Genomic DNA, 18,122 nt, shown 5'->3' with positions numbered 1-18,122 from the left:
CGTCCGGAATTTGAATTACGCTATCGCTTTATTGGAACCGATGATTTTACTTTTGGTCTGACCGGCGGCTTCCGTAATTATGGTTATCACTTTAAAGATGAGCACGGTGCCAAAGACGGCAGCGCAAATATGCAGCGCTACAAAGTACAGCCAGACTGGGATATTAAATTAACCGATGACTGGCGCTTTAGTGGCTGGCTTGCTATGTATCAGTTTGCTAACGATCTGGAAAAAACCGGTTATGCTGACAGCCGTGTTGAGACCGAAACGGGCTTTACCTGGACTATCAATGAAACCGTCTCCGCAAAAGTAAATTACTATTTAGAGCGCGGTTTCAATATGGACAGCTCACGTAATAACGGCGAGTTTTCCACGCAGGAAATTCGCGCCTATCTGCCTGTTTCGTTGGGCCAGACAACCTTAACGCCTTACACCCGCCTGGGTCTTGACCGCTGGTCAAACTGGGACTGGCAGGACGATCCGTCGCGTGAAGGGCATGATTTCAACCGCCTGGGTATGCTGTATGCCTATGACTTCAACAACGGTTTATCCATGACGCTGGAATATGCGTATGAATGGGAAAACCACGATGAGGGCGAGAGCGACCGTTTCCATTATGCGGGCGTAGGTGTGAATTACGCGTTCTGATACATCACTTACCAGGGGCGATCCGCCCCTGGTTTTAGCGCAGAGAAGCCGCTAACACGAAGTGGGTGTCGACAAGCACTTTTTGCGGGGCAGGTTGACCACCAATGCGCCTGAAGAGCAGATTGCAACTCTCTTCACCCAGCTTGCGAGTGGGGATGTCAAACCCACCTGGCGCTGGCGTGAGAATGAGAGAGAGCATCGGGTCACTGTATCCGGCTATCACGACCTGCTCAGGGATCATCAGATTTAACTCATCCGCAGCACGATAGAGGCTTAGCAACTTCATGCTGTCGGTGGCGAATACCGCATCAGGAGGAACTGGCGAGGATAATAATGTAATCGCCGCAGCGAGTGCACTCTCGTGGGTATAACCACCATCCATGATCCAGTCGGAATGAATAGCAATATTATGTTTTGCCAGACTGGCTTTATAGCCCGCCAGACGATCAATTGAAACGTGGTAATCAAGCGGTGCATGCAGACAGGCAATTTTCCGTCGCCCATTTTTAATGAAGTTATCCGTCAGCGTGGCGCTGTCATTAAAATTATCCGTATCGACGGAATAGATATTCTGATAATCACCTTCCACTTTGCCAATGACGACGACGGGTACGCCATACGCATCCAGCGTGCTGAAAAAAGATTCATTTGCCGGTGAACTCAGCATGATGACGCCTTTGATCATCTTCTGCTTTATTTTGCTCACACATTTCAGCAGATCGTCTTCGCTGCTTTTGGATGTTTGCAAAATAACGTCAAAACCTTCTTCTTCCGCTTTTGTTGTAATCGCATGAAGAACATCAGAGAAAAAAGGGTTACCGGCTGTGGTTTTGGTCGAGCGGGTCGAAATAACCATAATGGCATCAAAGCCAGAAGAGGTCAGTGCGCGGGCCAGTTTGTTGGGCTGATAATTTAATTCGTCTATCGCCTTCAGCACTTTGTCACGTGCTTCGGGGGATATATTCGTTTGTTTATTCAGAACGCGGGATACGGTTGATTTCGATACGCCCGCAACCCGTGCGATATCATAGATGGTGGGTGACATACACCTTACTCACTCCGGACTGACAGCAATGCCGCTCATCTTACTGGAGAGAAAACGGCAATAGCAATAAATAAGAATTGATAATCAACGATCTGCCCCCATTTATTGTATTCTGAAGCCATGCATTCCAGGCTTCCGGGCAATGAAGGATGGCGATGAAGCGACTTAAGAACGAACTCAATTCACTGGTGAACCGTGGCGTTGACCGACATCTGCGCCTGGCCGTCACCGGGCTAAGCCGCAGCGGCAAGACGGCATTCATAACGGCGATGGTAAACCAGCTCCTGAACCTGCACGCCGGAGCGCGCCTGCCGTTGCTCAGCGCCGTAAGAGAAGAGCGTCTGCTGGGCGTTAAGCGCGTCCCTCAGCGCGATTTTGGCATTCCTCGTTTTACCTATGACGAAGGGCTGGCACAACTGTACGGGGATCCGCCCACGTGGCCGACGCCGACGCGAGGGGTGAGTGAAATTCGCCTTGCGCTGCGTTTCCGCTCAAATGAATCCCTGATGCGCCACTTCAAGGATACCTCCACCCTGTATCTGGAAATCGTCGATTACCCGGGCGAATGGCTGCTCGATTTGCCGATGCTGGCACAGGACTACCTCAGCTGGTCCCGTCAGATGACAGGGTTGCTGCAGGGACAACGCGCTGCGTGGTCAACGAAATGGCGAGCGCTGTGTGAAGGCCTGGATCCGCTGGCACCAGCGGATGAAAACCGTCTGGCGGCGATTGCCGAGGCCTGGACGGACTATCTTCATCAGTGCAAACAGGAAGGGCTGCACTTCATCCAGCCGGGTCGTTTTGTCTTGCCGGGGGACTTAGCCGGAGCGCCCGCGCTGCAGTTCTTCCCCTGGCCAGATGTGGACGGCGCCGGTGAATCGAAGCTGGCCCAGGCCGGTAAACACACGAACGCCGGGATGCTGCGCGAGCGGTACAATTACTACTGCGAAAAAGTGGTCAAAGGATTTTATAAAAACCACTTCTTGCGTTTCGACCGCCAGATTGTGCTGGTAGATTGCCTGCAGCCGCTTAACAGCGGGCCGCAGGCATTTAACGATATGCGCCTCGCGCTGACCCAGCTGATGCAGAGTTTTCACTACGGGCAGCGGACGCTGTTCCGTCGTCTTTTCTCGCCGGTGATCGATAAGCTGCTGTTCGCAGCCACGAAAGCCGATCACGTGACGGTCGATCAGCATGCCAACATGGTTTCTCTGCTGCAGCAGCTAGTGCAGGATGCGTGGCAAAATGCCGCGTTTGAAGGGATTAGCATGGATTGTCTTGGGCTGGCCTCCGTCCAGGCGACGCAGAGCGGGCTGATTGATCTCAACGGCGAGAAAATACCGGCATTGCGCGGGAATCGCCTCAGCGACGGTGAGCCGCTTACGGTCTACCCGGGCGAAGTGCCTGCCAGGCTGCCGGGCCAGGCCTTCTGGCAGAGCCAGGGTTTCCAGTTTGAAGCCTTCCGCCCTCAGGCCATGAGCGTCGATCGGCCGTTACCACACATCCGTCTGGATGCGGCGCTGGAGTTTTTGATTGGAGATAAATTGCGATGACGGAACCGTTAAAACCACGCATAGATTTTACCGGAACGCTTGAGCAGGCGGATCGCGAAGCGTTTAAAACGGCGCAGACGTTCAGCGGTACGCAGGCAGACAACTTTGCCCCGGCACTGCCGGACGATCCCGCGGTTGAGGAGGGGCCAGCGGAGGCGGTCGTGGAGGCCGCTTTGCGTCCAAAACGCAGTGTGTGGCGCAGAATGGTCACCGCCGGTCTGGCACTGTTCGGCGTCAGCGTGGTCGGGCAGGGCGTCCAGTGGGCGATGAACGCCTGGCAAACGCAGGACTGGGTCGCACTGGGCGGATGTGCCGCAGGTGCGCTGATTGTTGGCGCGGGCGTGGGGTCTGTTGCGACGGAGTGGCGACGTCTCTGGCGTCTGCGACAGCGCGCGCATGAGCGTGATGAAGCGCGGGATCTCCTCCACAGCCACGGAACCGGCAAAGGCCGCGCGTTTTGTGAGAAACTGGCCAGCCAGGCCGGTATCGATCAGTCGCATCCGGCGCTTCAGCGCTGGTATGCCGCCATCCATGAAACGCAGAATGACCGGGAAGTGGTAACGCTCTATTCCCATATGGTTCAGCCGGTACTGGATGCCCAGGCGCGACGCGAGATTAGCCGTTCTGCGGCAGAGTCCACGCTGATGATTGCCGTCAGCCCGCTGGCGCTGGTGGATATGGCGTTTATCGCCTGGCGTAACCTGCGTTTGATTAACCGTATCGCTCATCTCTACGGTATCGAGCTGGGTTACTACAGTCGACTCAGACTGTTCAAGCTGGTGTTACTCAATATCGCCTTTGCTGGTGCAAGCGAACTGGTGCGTGAAGTGGGCATGGACTGGATGTCGCAGGATCTGGCTGCGCGTCTTTCGGCTCGCGCTGCGCAGGGTATTGGCGCGGGTTTACTGACGGCGCGTCTGGGTATCAAGGCGATGGAAGTGTGCCGACCGTTGCCGTGGATCGATGGCGATAAGCCACGGCTGGGGGATTTTCGACGCGAACTGATCGGCCAGCTTAAAGAGACGCTCAATAAAAAACCTGCTCCGTGAGGTTTTGTTCACTTATTGTGCTGGCTGTCAATATTTGTTGACAGCCATCTTCCGGTTCACCGTGTTCTGACATATCATTTTAACGTTACTGGCTTAAAACGGTGAATTTCCCATGCGTCTTGAAGTCTTCTGTGAAGACCGTCTCGGTCTGACCCGCGAGTTACTCGATCTTCTTGTTTTACGTAGCATTGATTTACGTGGCATTGAGATCGATCCTGTCGGGCGAATTTACCTCAATTTTGCCGAAATTGAATTCAATACCTTTAGCAGTCTGATGGCGGAAATCCGCCGTATCGCTGGCGTTACGGATGTGCGCACTATCCCCTGGATGCCCTCCGAGCGAGAGCACCTGGCACTGAGCGCGCTGCTGGAAGCCATGCCTGAACCGTTCCTCTCTCTGGATCTGAAAAGTAAAGTCGAGCGCGTTAACCACGCAAGCTGTCAGCTATTTGCACAGAGCCAGGAGAAGCTCAGCAATCAACATGCCGCACAGCTGGTCCCGGGTTTTAACTTCCAGCGCTGGCTGGACAGCAACCCGCAGAATACCCACAGCGAGCATGTAGTGATAAACGGGCAGAATTTCCTGATGGAGATCACACCGGTTTATCTGAAAGGGGAAAGCGACACCCGCGTACTGACCGGTGCCGTGATCATGCTGCGCTCGACGTTACGTATGGGCCGCCAGCTGCAAAACCTCTCCAGCCAGGATGTCGGCGCATTCAGCCAGATTATTGCCGTCAGCCCGAAAATGCGTCATGTGGTTGACCAGGCGCGCAAGCTCGCCAGCCTGACCGCGCCGCTGCTGATTACTGGTGATACCGGTACCGGGAAAGATCTGCTGGCTCACGCTGTGCATCTGGCAAGCCCGCGTGCGGCAAAACCGTATCTGGCACTTAATTGCGCCTCTATCCCGGAAGATGCTGTCGAAAGCGAACTGTTTGGACACGCGCCGGAAGGCAAGAAAGGGTTCTTCGAGCAGGCTAACGGCGGCTCCGTGCTGCTGGATGAGATCGGTGAAATGTCGCCGCGCATGCAGGCCAAGCTGCTGCGTTTCCTGAACGACGGAACCTTCCGCCGCGTTGGTGAAGATCATGAGGTGCATGTGGACGTGCGCGTCATCTGTGCCACCCAGAAAAACCTGGTGGAACTGGTGCAAAAGGGGATATTTCGCGAGGATCTCTATTACCGCCTTAACGTCCTTACGCTGAACATTCCACCGCTGCGCGATTGTCCGCAGGACATCATGCCGTTAACGGAACTGTTTGTCGCCCGCTTTGCCGACGAGCAGGGCGTCCCGCGTCCGAAGCTTTCTGCCGATCTCGGCACGGTGTTAATGCGCTACGGTTGGCCGGGCAACATCCGTCAGCTTAAAAATGCCGTTTATCGTGCACTTACCCAGCTTGAAGGGTATGAACTGCGTCCGCAGGATATTCTGCTGCCTGATTACGACGCCGGAACGGTATCGGTAGGTGAAGAGGCGATGGAAGGGTCGCTGGATGATATTACCAGTCGCTTTGAACGCTCCGTCCTGACGCAGCTTTATCGCAGCTATCCAAGTACTCGCAAACTGGCAAAACGGCTTGGCGTATCGCATACCGCGATTGCGAATAAGCTGCGTGAGTATGGTTTGAATCATAAGAAAGGTGACGAATAGCAAAAAGCCTCTGTAAAGAGGCTTTTTTAATGTTTATTCCTTCGCCAGCGGTGTGGTCACGATTTCTGTTTTTGTCTCTCCCTGAATGGCCGCAATCCTGTTTTCAACCTCTTTCACCTGTTGTGGGCTATGAAGCAGGGTATAGGTGAGATCAAACTGCGCGCTGGCTCCAGGCTGTAATTGCTTAACCCGTTTCTGCTCACGTTCTATGGTCACGGGGTAGGCGTAGCTCGTACCCGGCTCAATCCCCGTAACGTACCCCTGTTTTGGCGTATCGGTATTTTTCCATAAGGTCAGCACGGGTAGCTGGCGTGTATCAAACTGAATTGACGCGCCTTTATCGCCGGCTTTGTTGACCACCGCCGCGAGGGTTTCGTGGTTGTTGTCCGCAAGCGGTTTGATGTTAAAGACCATCTCATCAAAGCCTTTTGTCGGCCCGGCATAGGTTTGCCAGTTGTCTACGCCCGCTTTAGCGTAATCGTTGAAGGGGCTCACGCTTATCGCCGGAGCAAGGAAGCGTGCACCTTCTTCGAGGATCGGCGTCCCGAAGTTACTGTGATAGATGATTTGATAGTCATGAGGGTAATCGGCATGGTTTGTCAGGACATCATGCAGGCTGAACTGGTTAGTTCCTGGAACGTAACGCAGTTCGGTCATGGTTTGCAGATCCGCTTTTTTAAACGTGCTCTCTTTGATTAACCCGCGAATACGAATTTCATACGGGGCGGTATCCGCGACGTCAACTTCGACCTGAGAAGCCGGGGTATTACCGGCCTTGCCGTGAAGCGTATAAATCTGGCCGTCAGCCGTGACCGGATGTCCCGTCCACTCATAACCACAGCGGACCATCATCTCATTGAATCCTTCCAGCCAGCCGAGGCCGTTTCTGCTTTCCAGATTTATATACGCTGGGTTAACCACCTCTTTAACGGGAGAATTCCACCCCAGTCGGGTACCAAAACCTTCCACATGCAGAAGATTCATTCCGCGCGTCGGGCTGAGGGTAATTGTCAGACCGTTTTTACTGCTGATAATGATAACTTTACTGCCTTCCTGCTTTCCGCCGTGCAACACTTTCTGCTCAATGCTGAACGTCCGGTCGTTAATTTTCAGCTCATCGCTGGAAATCTTCCAGTTTCCTTTTTCTACGCCGCTTTCAGCGCTGGTCAGCACCCAGGTTTTTGCGGCGACGTGACCCGAAACCAGTACCGCAAGGAGCGTTAAAGCCAGTTTTATTTTCATTTTGATCCCTTTTTGCTGAAACGATTATTTGCTTTCGTAAGCAAATCTAATGTTTTGACGTAAAGGGAAATGTGATGGGCTTCACTGAGGGCGAAGATGATAAATATTAACCAGTATTATGTGGGAAAGATCGCGTTATTGTTGAGTTGCTGATATTTATTTGCATAAATACTGTGAAGTTATCATATTTATGCTTTAACGATTCAGCGTGTGGGTAATAAAAAACCCCGCCATCGCGAGGTTTTGAAAACGCAGTATAAATTGCTAAGTCACTGTTATGCTTTAAGCGTGTCCAGTGCGGCGGTGTAATCCGGCTCGGTCGTAATTTCGTTAACCAGTTCGCTGAAAAGGACAGTGTCGTTTTCATCAATAACCAGTACAGCGCGTGCAGCCAGACCTTTCAGTGGACCTTCCGCGATGCTAACACCGTATTTTTCGAGGAAATCCGGGCTACGCAGGGTGGAGAGGGTGATAACGTTGCTCAGGCCTTCAGCGCCGCAGAAGCGGGACTGGGCGAACGGCAGGTCAGCGGAAATGCACAGCACCACGGTGTTGTCCATTTCGGTGGCCAGCTGGTTGAATTTACGCACGGAGGCAGCGCAAACGCCGGTATCAATGCTTGGGAAAATGTTCAGCACTTTGCGTTTACCCGCAAACTGAGCCAGTGTGACGTCAGACAGATCTTTAGCCACCAGAGTAAAAGCCTGCGCTTTGCTGCCAGCCTGCGGAATGGAACCTGCAACAGCAACCGGGTTGCCCTGGAAATGAACGAGTTGTGACATAGATATCTTCCTGTTTACATATAGTTAACGTCGGGGCTAGTGTATGCCATCAGCAGATAACACGGCAAACCAATTTTTTCGCCTTTCCGGGCCGCAAGGAGTCAGTGATGAGAAGCGTTAAGGTCTATGAAGAAGCCTGGCCATTGCATACCCCGTTTGTGATCTCTCGCGGCAGCCGAAGCGAAGCCAGCGTGGTGGTCGTTGAAATCGAAGAGGACGGTTTTAAAGGCGTGGGTGAATGCACGCCTTATCCACGCTATGGGGAAAGCCTCGCGTCGGTCATGGCGCATATCATGACGCTGGTTCCGGACCTGCAAACCGGACTCACTCGCGAGGCGCTCCAGCAACGTTTACCCGCCGGGGCCGCGCGCAACGCCATTGATTGTGCGCTCTGGAACCTGGAAGCGGCGAAACAGCAAACATCGCTGACGTCATTGCTGGGCGTGGTGCTGCCGGAATCGGTGGTTACCGCGCAAACGGTGGTAATTGGTGAGCCGGAACAGATGGCCGCCAGCGCAAAAGCGCTCTATGACGCCGGGGCAACGCTATTGAAAGTGAAACTCGACGATCGCCTGATCAGCGAGCGAATGGTCGCTATTCGCTCAGCGGTTCCCGCCGCCACGCTCATTGTTGACGCCAACGAATCCTGGCACCCGGAAGGGCTGGCCGCACGATGTCAGCTGCTGGCCGACCTGGGGGTCGCCATGCTGGAGCAGCCTCTGCCAGCAGAAGATGATGTGGCGCTGAATAATTTTATCCATCCATTGCCCGTCTGCGCGGATGAAAGCTGCCATACCCGGGAACGTTTGAGCGACCTTCAGGGGCGCTATGAGATGGTCAATATTAAGCTCGACAAGACCGGCGGCCTGACAGAGGCGCTGGCCCTGGCGGAAGAGGCCCGGGCGCAGGGATTTGCGCTGATGCTGGGCTGCATGCTCTGCACGTCCCGGGCGATCGGTGCGGCGCTACCGCTGGTTAATCAGGTCCGTTTCGCGGATCTGGATGGCCCGACGTGGCTGGCGGTTGATGTGTCACCCGCGCTTAATTTTACCGGCGGCGTGCTTCATCTCTGAGGCTGCCAGCGTAAAAGCTCCATCATGGCTTTTAAGTACTTTTCGCTGGCTTCGTCGGACGAGATCGCCGGGAATTCAGCGGTAATGCAGGGCAGGCTCAAATCGGCGCACCAGCTACCGAATGATCCTGGCGTTTCATAGCCGACGCTGGTAACGAGTGGCAGGGCAAATGCTTCCGCCAGCCAGGCGCCCAGCTCGGAGTGACGCGGATCTTCAATACACGCCAGCGGATCGTGGAAAGAGACAATCCATGCAGGGTGGATCTTATGGATGAGCTGGCACAGCGCCTGGGTTTCAGGCTCCGAGCCCGGTTTATCTCCCGTCAGCAGAACCACATCACGCTCCTCGGCGGAGCTGTTCCAGCGATAAACGGTTTCTCCGGCGCGCCAGTTTGCTGCCGGGAAATTACGATTTAAGTCCACGCCTCTCGCATTGGCGCGTAGACCGAGCTGACAGCCGTCCGGGTTAACCGCCAGAATCACGTGATGACGCCGTAATGAGGGCGTTAGTGTCCGCAGCGCGCATGAAAGCGTCACGATGGAGGAGTTTTCGTCACCGTGCGTGCCGGCAAGAATCAAGCCGCTGTCGCGGTCGGCATCGGGGGCGGGGAACCAGATCAACGATGCGCCTAAAAATGAGCGGCCATATTGCTCAGCGCCCGGCGGAAAGGCGCCGCGTTCCGCTCTCGGTCGGGTGGTTGTCATACGAAATCCTGATAAAAAGATCACTACTCGCAGTGTTGTGCAAAACACGCGGTTAATCAAATAGTTTCCGAAATGGTTGAGAATTGCCTTAAATCACTATTCGGGAGTAAGTTATTTGCATTTCTTTTTGTCGAAACAAATAATTACGCATCTGCTTGTTACCTGAATTCATTAAAGGGGATCTTATGAAGCATCCTGTTTCGCGTCTTTTTGCCGCACTGTGCCTGTGCGGACTCTCTTCACTCTCTTTCGCTGCGGATGTGCCACAGGGTACGGCACTGGCGCAAAAACAGGAGCTGGTCAGACACATTAAAGACGAACCGGCTTCACTCGATCCGGCAAAAGCGGTGGGGCTGCCAGAGATTCAGGTGATTCGCGATCTCTTCGAAGGTCTGGTGAATCAGAATGAGAAAGGGGAGTTGACGCCGGGAGTGGCAACGCGCTGGCAGAGCAACGATAACCGCATCTGGACATTTACCCTACGCGATAACGCGAAGTGGTCCGACGGTTCGCCTGTCACCGCCCAGGATTTTGTCTACAGCTGGCAGCGTCTGGTTGATCCGAAAACGACCTCTCCGTTTGCCTGGTTTGCTGCCCTGGCGGGTATCAACAACGCGCAGGCCATTATTGATGGTAAAGCTGCACCCGATACGCTTGGCGTAACGGCGGTCGATGCCAGAACATTACGCGTCCAGTTGGACAAACCGCTGCCGTGGTTCAGTAATCTGACGGCTAACTTTGCCTTCTACCCGGTGCAAAAAGCCAACGTAGAAAGTGGTAAAGAGTGGACCCGTGCGGGATCTCTGGTCGGCAATGGTGCCTATGTCCTGAATGACCGCGTGGTGAATGAAAAACTGGTTGTCGTCCCCAATACCCACTACTGGGACAATGCAAAAACCGTCCTGCAAAAGGTCACCTTCGTACCGATTAACCAGGAATCATCGGCCACCAAACGTTATCTGGCGGGTGATATTGATATTACCGAATCGTTCCCAAAAAACATGTATCAGAAGCTCCTGAAGGATATTCCGGGACAGGTTTACACACCGCCTCAGCTGGGCACGTATTACTATGCGTTCAATACGCAAAAGGGCCCAACGGCCGACTCCCGCGTTCGCCTGGCGCTGAGCATGACCATCGATCGCCGCATTATGGCGGAAAAAGTGTTAGGCACGGGAGAGAAGCCCGCATGGCACTTCACGCCTGACGTGACGGCCGGGTTCACCCCGGAGGCCTCGCCATTTGAACAGATGTCGCAGCAGGAGCTGAACGCCCAGGCGAAAACCTTGCTGCAGGCCGCGGGGTATGGCCCTCAGCGTCCGCTGAAGCTGACCCTGCTGTACAATACTTCAGAAAATCATCAGAAGATTGCCATCGCGGTGGCGTCCATGTGGAAGAAAAATCTCGGTGTGGATGTCAAACTGCAAAACCAGGAGTGGAAAACGTATATTGACAGCCGTAATACCGGTAACTTTGACGTGATCCGCGCCTCCTGGGTGGGCGATTACAACGAGCCATCGACCTTCCTTTCGCTGCTGACCTCAACCCACAGCGGTAACATCTCGCGTTTCAACGACCCGGCCTACGATAAAATTATCCACCAGGCGACGCTGGAAACCACGGCGAAAGCGCGCAATACGGACTACAACATGGCGGAAAAAATCCTCACGGAGAAAGCGCCTATCGCGCCGATTTATCAGTACACCAATGGCCGCCTGATTAAGCCGTGGGTGAAAGGCTATCCTATTAATAACCCGGAAGACGTGGCGTATAGCCGGACGATGTATATTGAGAAGCACTGATGAGTACCGGTTGCCTGTTAACGCAAGGTAACCATCGCTAAACCCAAAGCTGGCGCTTTGCAGCGCCAGTTTCACCATTATGTCCAGAAATGGACTGTTTCGCCAAGACGGTCTGTAACAAAATAAACTCAATGCAAATTCTGATTAATATGAATGTTTCAATGATTAGTAATAATCATGGTTTATTGATTGCTTTAACGGGAAGCAATGAATTATAAAAATTCACTATGAATTTACTCATTATTATTTGATTAGATAATAGGCCTGTTTTTTAGTAGGAAATGGTTGCTCCTTCATCTCTGAAGTGCCTTTTTAGTATTCATTATTTGTATATTTCCAGGAAAATGATTAATAAGTGTCTTAAATTGGACTTTAAATATGGTGTCTTGATTTTTGTTTATGCTTTATTCTAACATGCCTTTGTAAATAAACGTCCATCTACTCAACTATTCATTCTTCAGGGAAAGGGATCGCTATGGCCGATACGTTCCAGAACGAAGTGCCTAAGGCACGTATTAATTTAAAATTAAGTCTGCATACTGGGGGCGCGCAAAAGAAAGTCGAATTGCCGTTGAAGCTACTTACTGTCGGCGATTTCAGTAATGGAAAGGAAACTCGGCCATTATCTGAACGAGAAAAAATCAACGTCAATAAAAATAACCTTAACAGTGTACTTTCAGAATTTAACCCGGAAGTGAATCTCACGGTACAGAATACGCTGGCAGGCGATGGTTCAGAAGAAAGTGTCAGGCTGAGCTTCTCCGATATGAAAGACTTCGAGCCAGAGCAGGTTGCACGCCAGATCCCTCAGCTGCGCGCCATGCTGGCGATGCGTAATTTATTACGCGATCTCAAATCCAACCTGCTTGATAACGCCACTTTCAGAAAAGAGCTCGAGAAAATCCTTAAGGATCCGGCTTTGTCCCAGGAATTACGTGACGAAATGAGTGCGCTTGCTCCGAAATAACATTCGGGCATGTCTTTTAATGGATTAACCGAGAGAATGCTGATGTCTGTAAATACTGAAACTGGTCCTGCTCAGGGGCAAACCACGGTACTGGAAAAAGAGAGCGTTTACGCTTCGTTGTTCGATAAAATTAATCTTACACCCGCGTCAAGCCTGGGCGATATCAACGCGTTTCTGGACGATGCCGCACTTTCCGAAGCCCCGGCAGGCGAACGTCTGACCGCCGCGATGCAGGTCTTTATGGACTGCATCCTCAAATCCGGCCAGAAGGTTGAGAAGCTCGACAAAACGCTGATAGACCATCACATTGCTGAGCTGGACTATCAGATTAGCCGCCAGCTTGACGCGGTGATGCACCACCCTGAATTCCAGAAGGTGGAATCCCTGTGGCGCGGCCTGAAGCAGCTGGTGGATAACACCGACTACCGCCAGAACGTGAAAACCGAAATCCTGGATGTTTCAAAAGAGGATTTACGCCAGGACTTTGAGGACGCGCCCGAACTAATCCAGAGCGGACTCTACTGGCACACCTACACCGCCGAGTATGATACCCCGGGCGGCGAGCCAATCGGTTCAGTGATCTCCTCTTATGAGTTCGATGCCAGCCCGCAGGACGTGGCGCTGCTGCGCAACATCTCCAAAGTGTCTGCCGCGGCACATATGCCGTTTATCGGCTCCGTCGGTCCGACATTCTTCCTGAAGGATTCGATGGAAGAGGTGGCCGCGATCAAAGATATCGGTAACTACTTCGATCGTGCCGAATACATCAAGTGGAAATCCTTTCGCGACACCGACGATTCCCGCTACATCGGGCTGGTGATGCCGCGCGTGCTGGGCCGTCTGCCGTATGGTCCAGATACTGTGCCGGTTCGCAGCTTCAACTATGTTGAGCAGGTGAAGGGCCCGGATCATGAGAAGTATCTGTGGACCAGCGCGTCGTTTGCCTTTGCCTCCAACATGGTGAAGAGCTTCATCAACAACGGCTGGTGCGTGCAAATTCGCGGCCCGCAGGCGGGCGGCGCGGTGAAAGATCTGCCGATCCACCTGTATGACCTCGGTACCGGCAATCAGGTAAAAATCCCGTCTGAGGTGATGATCCCGGAAACCCGCGAGTTCGAGTTTGCCAACCTGGGCTTTATTCCGCTGTCGTACTACAAGAACCGTGACTACGCGTGCTTCTTCTCGGCGAACTCCACCCAGAAACCCGCGCTGTACGACACCGCGGATGCGACCGCCAACAGCCGCATTAACGCGCGCCTGCCATACCTCTTCCTACTGTCACGCATTGCGCACTATCTGAAGCTGATTCAGCGCGAAAACATCGGCACGACGAAAGATCGTCGTCTGCTGGAACTTGAGCTGAATACCTGGGTGAAAGGACTGGTGACGGAAATGACCGATCCGGGCGACGAGCTGCAGGCCTCACACCCGCTGCGCGACGCGAAGGTGGTAGTGGAAGACATCGAGGACAACCCGGGCTTCTTCCGCGTGCGTCTGTATGCGGTGCCGCACTTCCAGGTGGAAGGGATGGACGTGAATCTGTCTCTGGTCAGCCAGATGCCGAAAGCGAAAGCGTGAGGCGGGAGCAGGGATGAAAATCTTTCGCCCGTTATGGGAAGACGGGGCCTTTCTGGCCCCGCAGCAGTTCCAGCAGCAGTCTCGCTGGGACGCACACGTTGCGGATGCCGTCTCAAGAATGGCGCTGGCGCACCCCTGGGGCGTGCTTTGTGCGGAGTTCGATGATAGCGCGCTCACACTCTCACGGCTTAACGCCGTCCGTCTGGCGGTACGCTTTGCGGATGGAACGCTGATCGATACGGATCTTGCGGATAACCTGCCACCGGTATGTGATTTATCCGCGACCGGGCTGGAGAGCGTTGAAGTGCTGCTGTGCCTGCCGCTCCTCAGCGCGAACGGCGGCAACCTGGATGACGGTTGCGACAGCGCCCGTCCACGTCGCTGGCAGTCGGAGCGGGTAACGGTACAGGAGCTGGCTGGCCATGAGCGCAGCGATCTGGCTGTACTGCGCCATGCGCTCACGCTGCGTCTCTCCACCCAGGAAAATGCGGCATACCTGACCTGCCCGGTGGCGAGAGTTACCCGTGATGCGCAGGGACAGTGGGGCCTGGATCGGCGTTTTATTCCCCCGATGCTGTCGCTGTCGGCAAGCCCCACGCTGGTCAGCGAACTGGGCGATCTCCTGCACCGCCTGCAGGCTCGCCGCAAGCGCCTGATGGCGATGCGACGGGAAAGCAATGAACGGATGGCGGACTTCGTGGTGGCGGATGTTTCCCTATTCTGGCTGCTGAATGCGCTCAACAGCGCGGAGCCAGTGCTGACGGAGTTGCACCAGTCGCCGTCCCGCCATCCCGAACTGCTGTACCGGGAGCTGGCAAGGCTTGCCGGCAGCCTGCTGACTTTTTCTCTCGAACATAACGCCGACGATATTCCGCTTTACCAGCATGACGCGCCCGAGCAGGTCTTTCCGCCGCTGTTTACCCTGCTGGACCGGCTGCTGGAAGCCAGCCTGCCGTCTCGCGTTGTTGCCATCGTGCTTGAGCAGGGTGAGGACAGGGAAATCTGGCGCGGGCGACTGCACGACGCGCGGCTGCGTGAAGGGGCGGATTTCTATCTCTCGGTGCGCTCCTCCATGCCGAACCATGAGCTGCAGACGCGTTTCCCTCAGCTGTGCAAGGCGGGCAGCCATGACGATGTATCTGAAGTCGTCAATATTGCCCTGAGCGGGATGGTGATTAAACCGCTGAGCCATGTCCCGGCGGCTATCCCGGTGCGCCTGGAAAACCAGTATTTTGCGCTCGACCTTTCCACTGCGGCGGCCCGCGCGATGCTGGAAGCAGGAAACTGCACCTTCTACACGCCGGAGTCGCTCGGTGACGTGAAGCTGGAACTGTTTGCGGTGCTGCGCTCATGAATACGATGGATCTGGATTTAATCAATAAAACGTTTTATCCGGGCTGGCTGATGGTCAGCCAACTGCGCAGTGGGCAGGAGATTCAGGACGGTGATGCGCTTTACCGCCGGGCCTGCCGCTGGGTGGCGGAGGCCCGCGAGGCGTTAACGGACAGGGGATATAGCGCCGCCGCCTGCGATCGCATGCTGTACGCTTACTGCGCGCTGCTGGATGAGAGCGTGCTGAACCGCGACAGGCAGGACGATGGTTACCGCAAATGGCGCAGGGATCCGCTCCAGGCGCGCTTTTTCAGCACCCTGAATGCCGGGGAGGAGCTGTGGGAGCTTATCCGCACCGTTCTGCGTGAGCCCGCGCCGGATGTGGCGGTGCTGACCTGCCTGTACCGGACCCTGCAACTGGGCTTTGTCGGCCAGTACCGCGAGCAGGATGACGAGCGGCGGGAAGACGTGGTGCGTACACTCAGCGAGTGCGTCCCGCCGTTTGCGCTGACGGAGGACGCGCCGGTGGTGGTGCGGGCATCGCGCCTGCGCAGCGGATGGCGGGTGTACTGGCTGGGCTGGACAGCAGGCATTGTTGTGCTGGCGGCGATGTGGCTTATCTTCTCGTCATCCCTGGCACAGATGGTGGCCCGGATCGCAGGGCAGGGATAACGGATGCGTGAACTCACCCGTAGTTTAATGACGCCGTTAGCTCTTCTTCTGGCGCTGTGGCTGGTGCTGGGCTTCTGGCCGCTTTCGGTCGGAAGTCGTATCACGCTAAGCCTGGGTATTCTGCTGGCGGGCGGCGTGGCACTCTGGTGTCAGTGGCGGCAGCAAAAGCGCAGCCGGGCGGTCAGTGACGCGATAATGGAGCACAGCCTGCCGCCGGACGATTTTCAGGGGGCGGTGGTGCTGGTCTGCGGCGATACCGCCTCCCTGTTTTCCGGTGACACAGTCTGGCGTGAAACCCGCCACGGCTGGTATCTGCGGGTACAAAATGCCGAAGAACTGCCGCTGCTGGCGCAGCATCTGGCCGCGGTCCGCCCGGCGCTGGTGTCGCAGGTTTCGGTGATGCTGGCGCTGACGCCGGAACAGCACGGCTCGGAAGAATCGTGTGCGCAGGCGCTTCGGCGCTGGCGGCGCAGTATCGTCCAGTGCCGGGTATCGCTGAGCGGCCTGCCACCCGTCTGGAGCGCAGTCTGGGTGTCACCGCCTGTTCATCATCCGGATGAGGCGCTGTGGTATACCGTCACGCCTGACCTGCCGGGTGTGCAGGTGCGGCAGAATGGTCATGTTGCCCTGTCAGTGACGGGCTGGCAGCAGGAAGCGGCAGGAGATGATGCCCGTCTGGCGGCTGTGCTGTGGCTTGACAACGTGCTCAGGCTGAGTGATTCGCTTCTCTTCAAGCCGCTTCGCGCCCGGCAGGGGGAGCTTCCTGCCTGCAGTTTCTGCGCTGTCGGCGTCTGTCTGACGCCTGTCGCCGGTATACCGGAAAACCTCTGGTCACTTCAGATAGCAGGGACAACCACGCTGTCTCCGCCGGGTGGTGCAGTGAATGATCTGCTGCCGCTGCCGGACGTGGTGCTGGTGTCGCTGCCCCGCCGTCACGGTGTGAGCCGCCGGATGAAGGATCTCCGGCTGGCCGGAGCGGTCTGCTTTGTGTTTCTCGCACTGGCCATGCTGGCCTCCTTTATCAACAACCAGCGCCTTGTCCGCAGCGTGGGAGACCACCTGACCGTCTATCACCGTCTCAGCGGCACGCCGCCTGCGCCGAAGCAGCAGGCCCAGCAGCGCCTTCGTGCAGACAGCCGTCTGCTTGACGACTGGCAGCGCCGCGGTGAGCCGCAGCGATACGGGCTGGGTTTGTACCAGGGAATGCGGCTGTTACCCCTGGTTGAAGCGGCCATTAACGACTGGGCACCACCGCCGCCGCGTCCGGTAATTCACAAAGTCGTGCAGGGGCCGCAGACCGTCCGCCTCGACAGCATGTCGCTGTTCGATACCGGCAAATGGGCGCTGAAACCGGGTTCCACGAAGCTGCTGGTGAACTCGCTGGTGGGCATCAAGGCCAAACCCGGCTGGCTCATCGTTGTAGCCGGTCACACCGACAGCACTGGTGACGATAAATCCAACCAGGTGCTTTCCCTTAAGCGCGCGGAATCGGTGCGCGACTGGATGCGCGATACCGGTGACGTGCCGGAAAGCTGTTTTGCGGTGCAGGGCTATGGCGAAAGCCGCCCAATCGCAACCAACGACACGACGGAAGGCCGGGCGCTGAACCGTCGTGTCGAAATCAGCCTGGTGCCGCAGGCGAACGCCTGCCAGCTGCCAGGCAAAACCCATGCGTCATCGCAGGATGATGGCGCATTAAAAAATGAAATGGAGAAATAACATGGCAATTCCTGTTTATCTGTGGCTCAAGGACGACGGCGGCGCGGACATCAAAGGGTCCGTGGACGTTAAGGATCGCGAGGGCAGCATCGAAGTGGTGGCGCAGGAGCATAACCTGTACATCCCAACCGACAACAACACCGGCAAGCTGACCGGCACGCGTATCCACACGCCGTTCCTGTTTACCAAGGAAATCGACTCCTCCAGCCCGTACCTGTACAAGGCGGTGACCACCGGCCAGACCCTGAAATCGGCTGAATTCAAGTGGTACAAAATCAACGACGCGGGCCAGGAAGTGGAGT

At 55.4% G+C, this 18,122-nt stretch carries 15 protein-coding genes and 1 pseudogene; 12 read left to right on the top strand and 4 right to left on the bottom strand.

Annotated features, from left to right (window positions below; all coding sequences use genetic code 11):
• Positions 1-648, top strand: a 648-nt coding sequence (locus tag L977_RS00605) for an OmpG family monomeric porin (protein ID WP_047624290.1), incomplete at its 5' end; no start/stop codon positions are given.
• A 34-nt stretch (positions 649-682) separates the two neighbouring features.
• On the opposite strand, the gene L977_RS00600 is transcribed toward L977_RS00605, so the two are convergent.
• Entirely contained in the window at positions 683-1,693 is a 1,011-nt protein-coding gene (locus L977_RS00600; protein WP_023337360.1) for a LacI family DNA-binding transcriptional regulator, read from the bottom strand.
• 155 nt (positions 1,694-1,848) lie between these two features.
• Here L977_RS00600 and L977_RS00595 point away from each other — a divergent pair, with 155 nt between their 5' ends.
• The 3 genes from L977_RS00595 to tyrR all read left to right on the top strand — a co-directional run bounded on the left by L977_RS00595 (position 1,849) and on the right by tyrR (position 5,949).
• Positions 1,849-3,246: a YcjX family protein gene (locus L977_RS00595; protein ID WP_045282162.1), complete on the top strand. Its 1,398-nt coding sequence runs from the start codon at positions 1,849-1,851 to the stop codon at positions 3,244-3,246.
• Complete coding sequence (locus L977_RS00590; protein ID WP_032636327.1) at positions 3,243-4,295, top strand: YcjF family protein; 1,053 nt, start codon at positions 3,243-3,245, stop codon at positions 4,293-4,295. Before L977_RS00595 ends, L977_RS00590 begins: the two co-directional genes overlap by 4 nt.
• A gap of 112 nt (positions 4,296-4,407) precedes the next feature.
• On the top strand, positions 4,408-5,949 hold the full coding sequence (gene tyrR / locus L977_RS00585; RefSeq protein WP_014884045.1) for a transcriptional regulator TyrR: 1,542 nt from the start codon (positions 4,408-4,410) through the stop codon (positions 5,947-5,949).
• 33 nt (positions 5,950-5,982) lie between these two features.
• Here tyrR and L977_RS00580 read toward each other — a convergent pair whose 3' ends face one another.
• Both L977_RS00580 and tpx read right to left on the bottom strand, forming a co-directional pair.
• Positions 5,983-7,191: an aldose 1-epimerase family protein gene (locus L977_RS00580; protein WP_047624284.1), complete on the bottom strand. Its 1,209-nt coding sequence runs from the start codon at positions 7,189-7,191 to the stop codon at positions 5,983-5,985.
• Positions 7,192-7,466: 275 nt separating this feature from the next.
• Entirely contained in the window at positions 7,467-7,973 is a 507-nt protein-coding gene (gene tpx / locus L977_RS00575; RefSeq protein WP_045135272.1) for a thiol peroxidase, read from the bottom strand.
• A 107-nt stretch (positions 7,974-8,080) separates the two neighbouring features.
• Here tpx and ycjG point away from each other — a divergent pair, with 107 nt between their 5' ends.
• On the top strand, positions 8,081-9,046 hold the full coding sequence (gene ycjG, locus L977_RS00570) for an L-Ala-D/L-Glu epimerase (RefSeq protein ID WP_047624282.1): 966 nt from the start codon (positions 8,081-8,083) through the stop codon (positions 9,044-9,046).
• Here the strand turns inward: ycjG and mpaA are convergent.
• Positions 9,037-9,750 carry a murein tripeptide amidase MpaA gene (gene mpaA, locus L977_RS00565; protein WP_023330524.1) on the bottom strand — a complete coding sequence of 238 codons (714 nt, stop codon included), beginning with the start codon at positions 9,748-9,750 and terminating at the stop codon, positions 9,037-9,039. The two genes, ycjG and mpaA, sit on opposite strands and share 10 nt — an antisense overlap.
• A gap of 185 nt (positions 9,751-9,935) precedes the next feature.
• Here mpaA and L977_RS00560 point away from each other — a divergent pair, with 185 nt between their 5' ends.
• From L977_RS00560 to hcp, 7 genes and pseudogenes are all read left to right on the top strand, one after another.
• Entirely contained in the window at positions 9,936-11,552 is a 1,617-nt protein-coding gene (locus L977_RS00560; protein ID WP_047624279.1) for a peptide ABC transporter substrate-binding protein, read from the top strand.
• 475 nt (positions 11,553-12,027) lie between these two features.
• Entirely contained in the window at positions 12,028-12,519 is a 492-nt protein-coding gene (tssB, locus tag L977_RS00555; protein ID WP_047343805.1) for a type VI secretion system contractile sheath small subunit, read from the top strand.
• A 42-nt stretch (positions 12,520-12,561) separates the two neighbouring features.
• Positions 12,562-14,097 carry a type VI secretion system contractile sheath large subunit gene (tssC, locus tag L977_RS00550; protein ID WP_156118149.1) on the top strand — a complete coding sequence of 512 codons (1,536 nt, stop codon included), beginning with the start codon at positions 12,562-12,564 and terminating at the stop codon, positions 14,095-14,097.
• Between the two features lie 13 nt (positions 14,098-14,110).
• Entirely contained in the window at positions 14,111-15,451 is a 1,341-nt protein-coding gene (gene tssK / locus L977_RS00545; protein ID WP_047624274.1) for a type VI secretion system baseplate subunit TssK, read from the top strand.
• Positions 15,448-16,101: a type VI secretion system protein TssL, short form gene (tssL, locus tag L977_RS00540; RefSeq protein ID WP_047624273.1), complete on the top strand. Its 654-nt coding sequence runs from the start codon at positions 15,448-15,450 to the stop codon at positions 16,099-16,101. The genes tssK and tssL overlap by 4 nt, the downstream gene beginning before the upstream one ends.
• Positions 16,102-16,104: 3 nt before the next feature.
• Positions 16,105-17,820 carry an OmpA family protein gene (locus tag L977_RS00535; protein WP_047624271.1) on the top strand — a complete coding sequence of 572 codons (1,716 nt, stop codon included), beginning with the start codon at positions 16,105-16,107 and terminating at the stop codon, positions 17,818-17,820.
• A gap of 1 nt (position 17,821) precedes the next feature.
• A pseudogene (gene hcp, locus L977_RS00530) lies at positions 17,822-18,122 on the top strand (type VI secretion system effector Hcp); the annotation flags it as partial.

It is taken from the genome of Enterobacter sp. ZOR0014 (assembly GCF_000798855.1).
GTDB classification, from domain to species: domain Bacteria; phylum Pseudomonadota; class Gammaproteobacteria; order Enterobacterales; family Enterobacteriaceae; genus Enterobacter; species Enterobacter kobei.
This window is presented reverse-complemented; position numbering and strand designations above follow the sequence as displayed.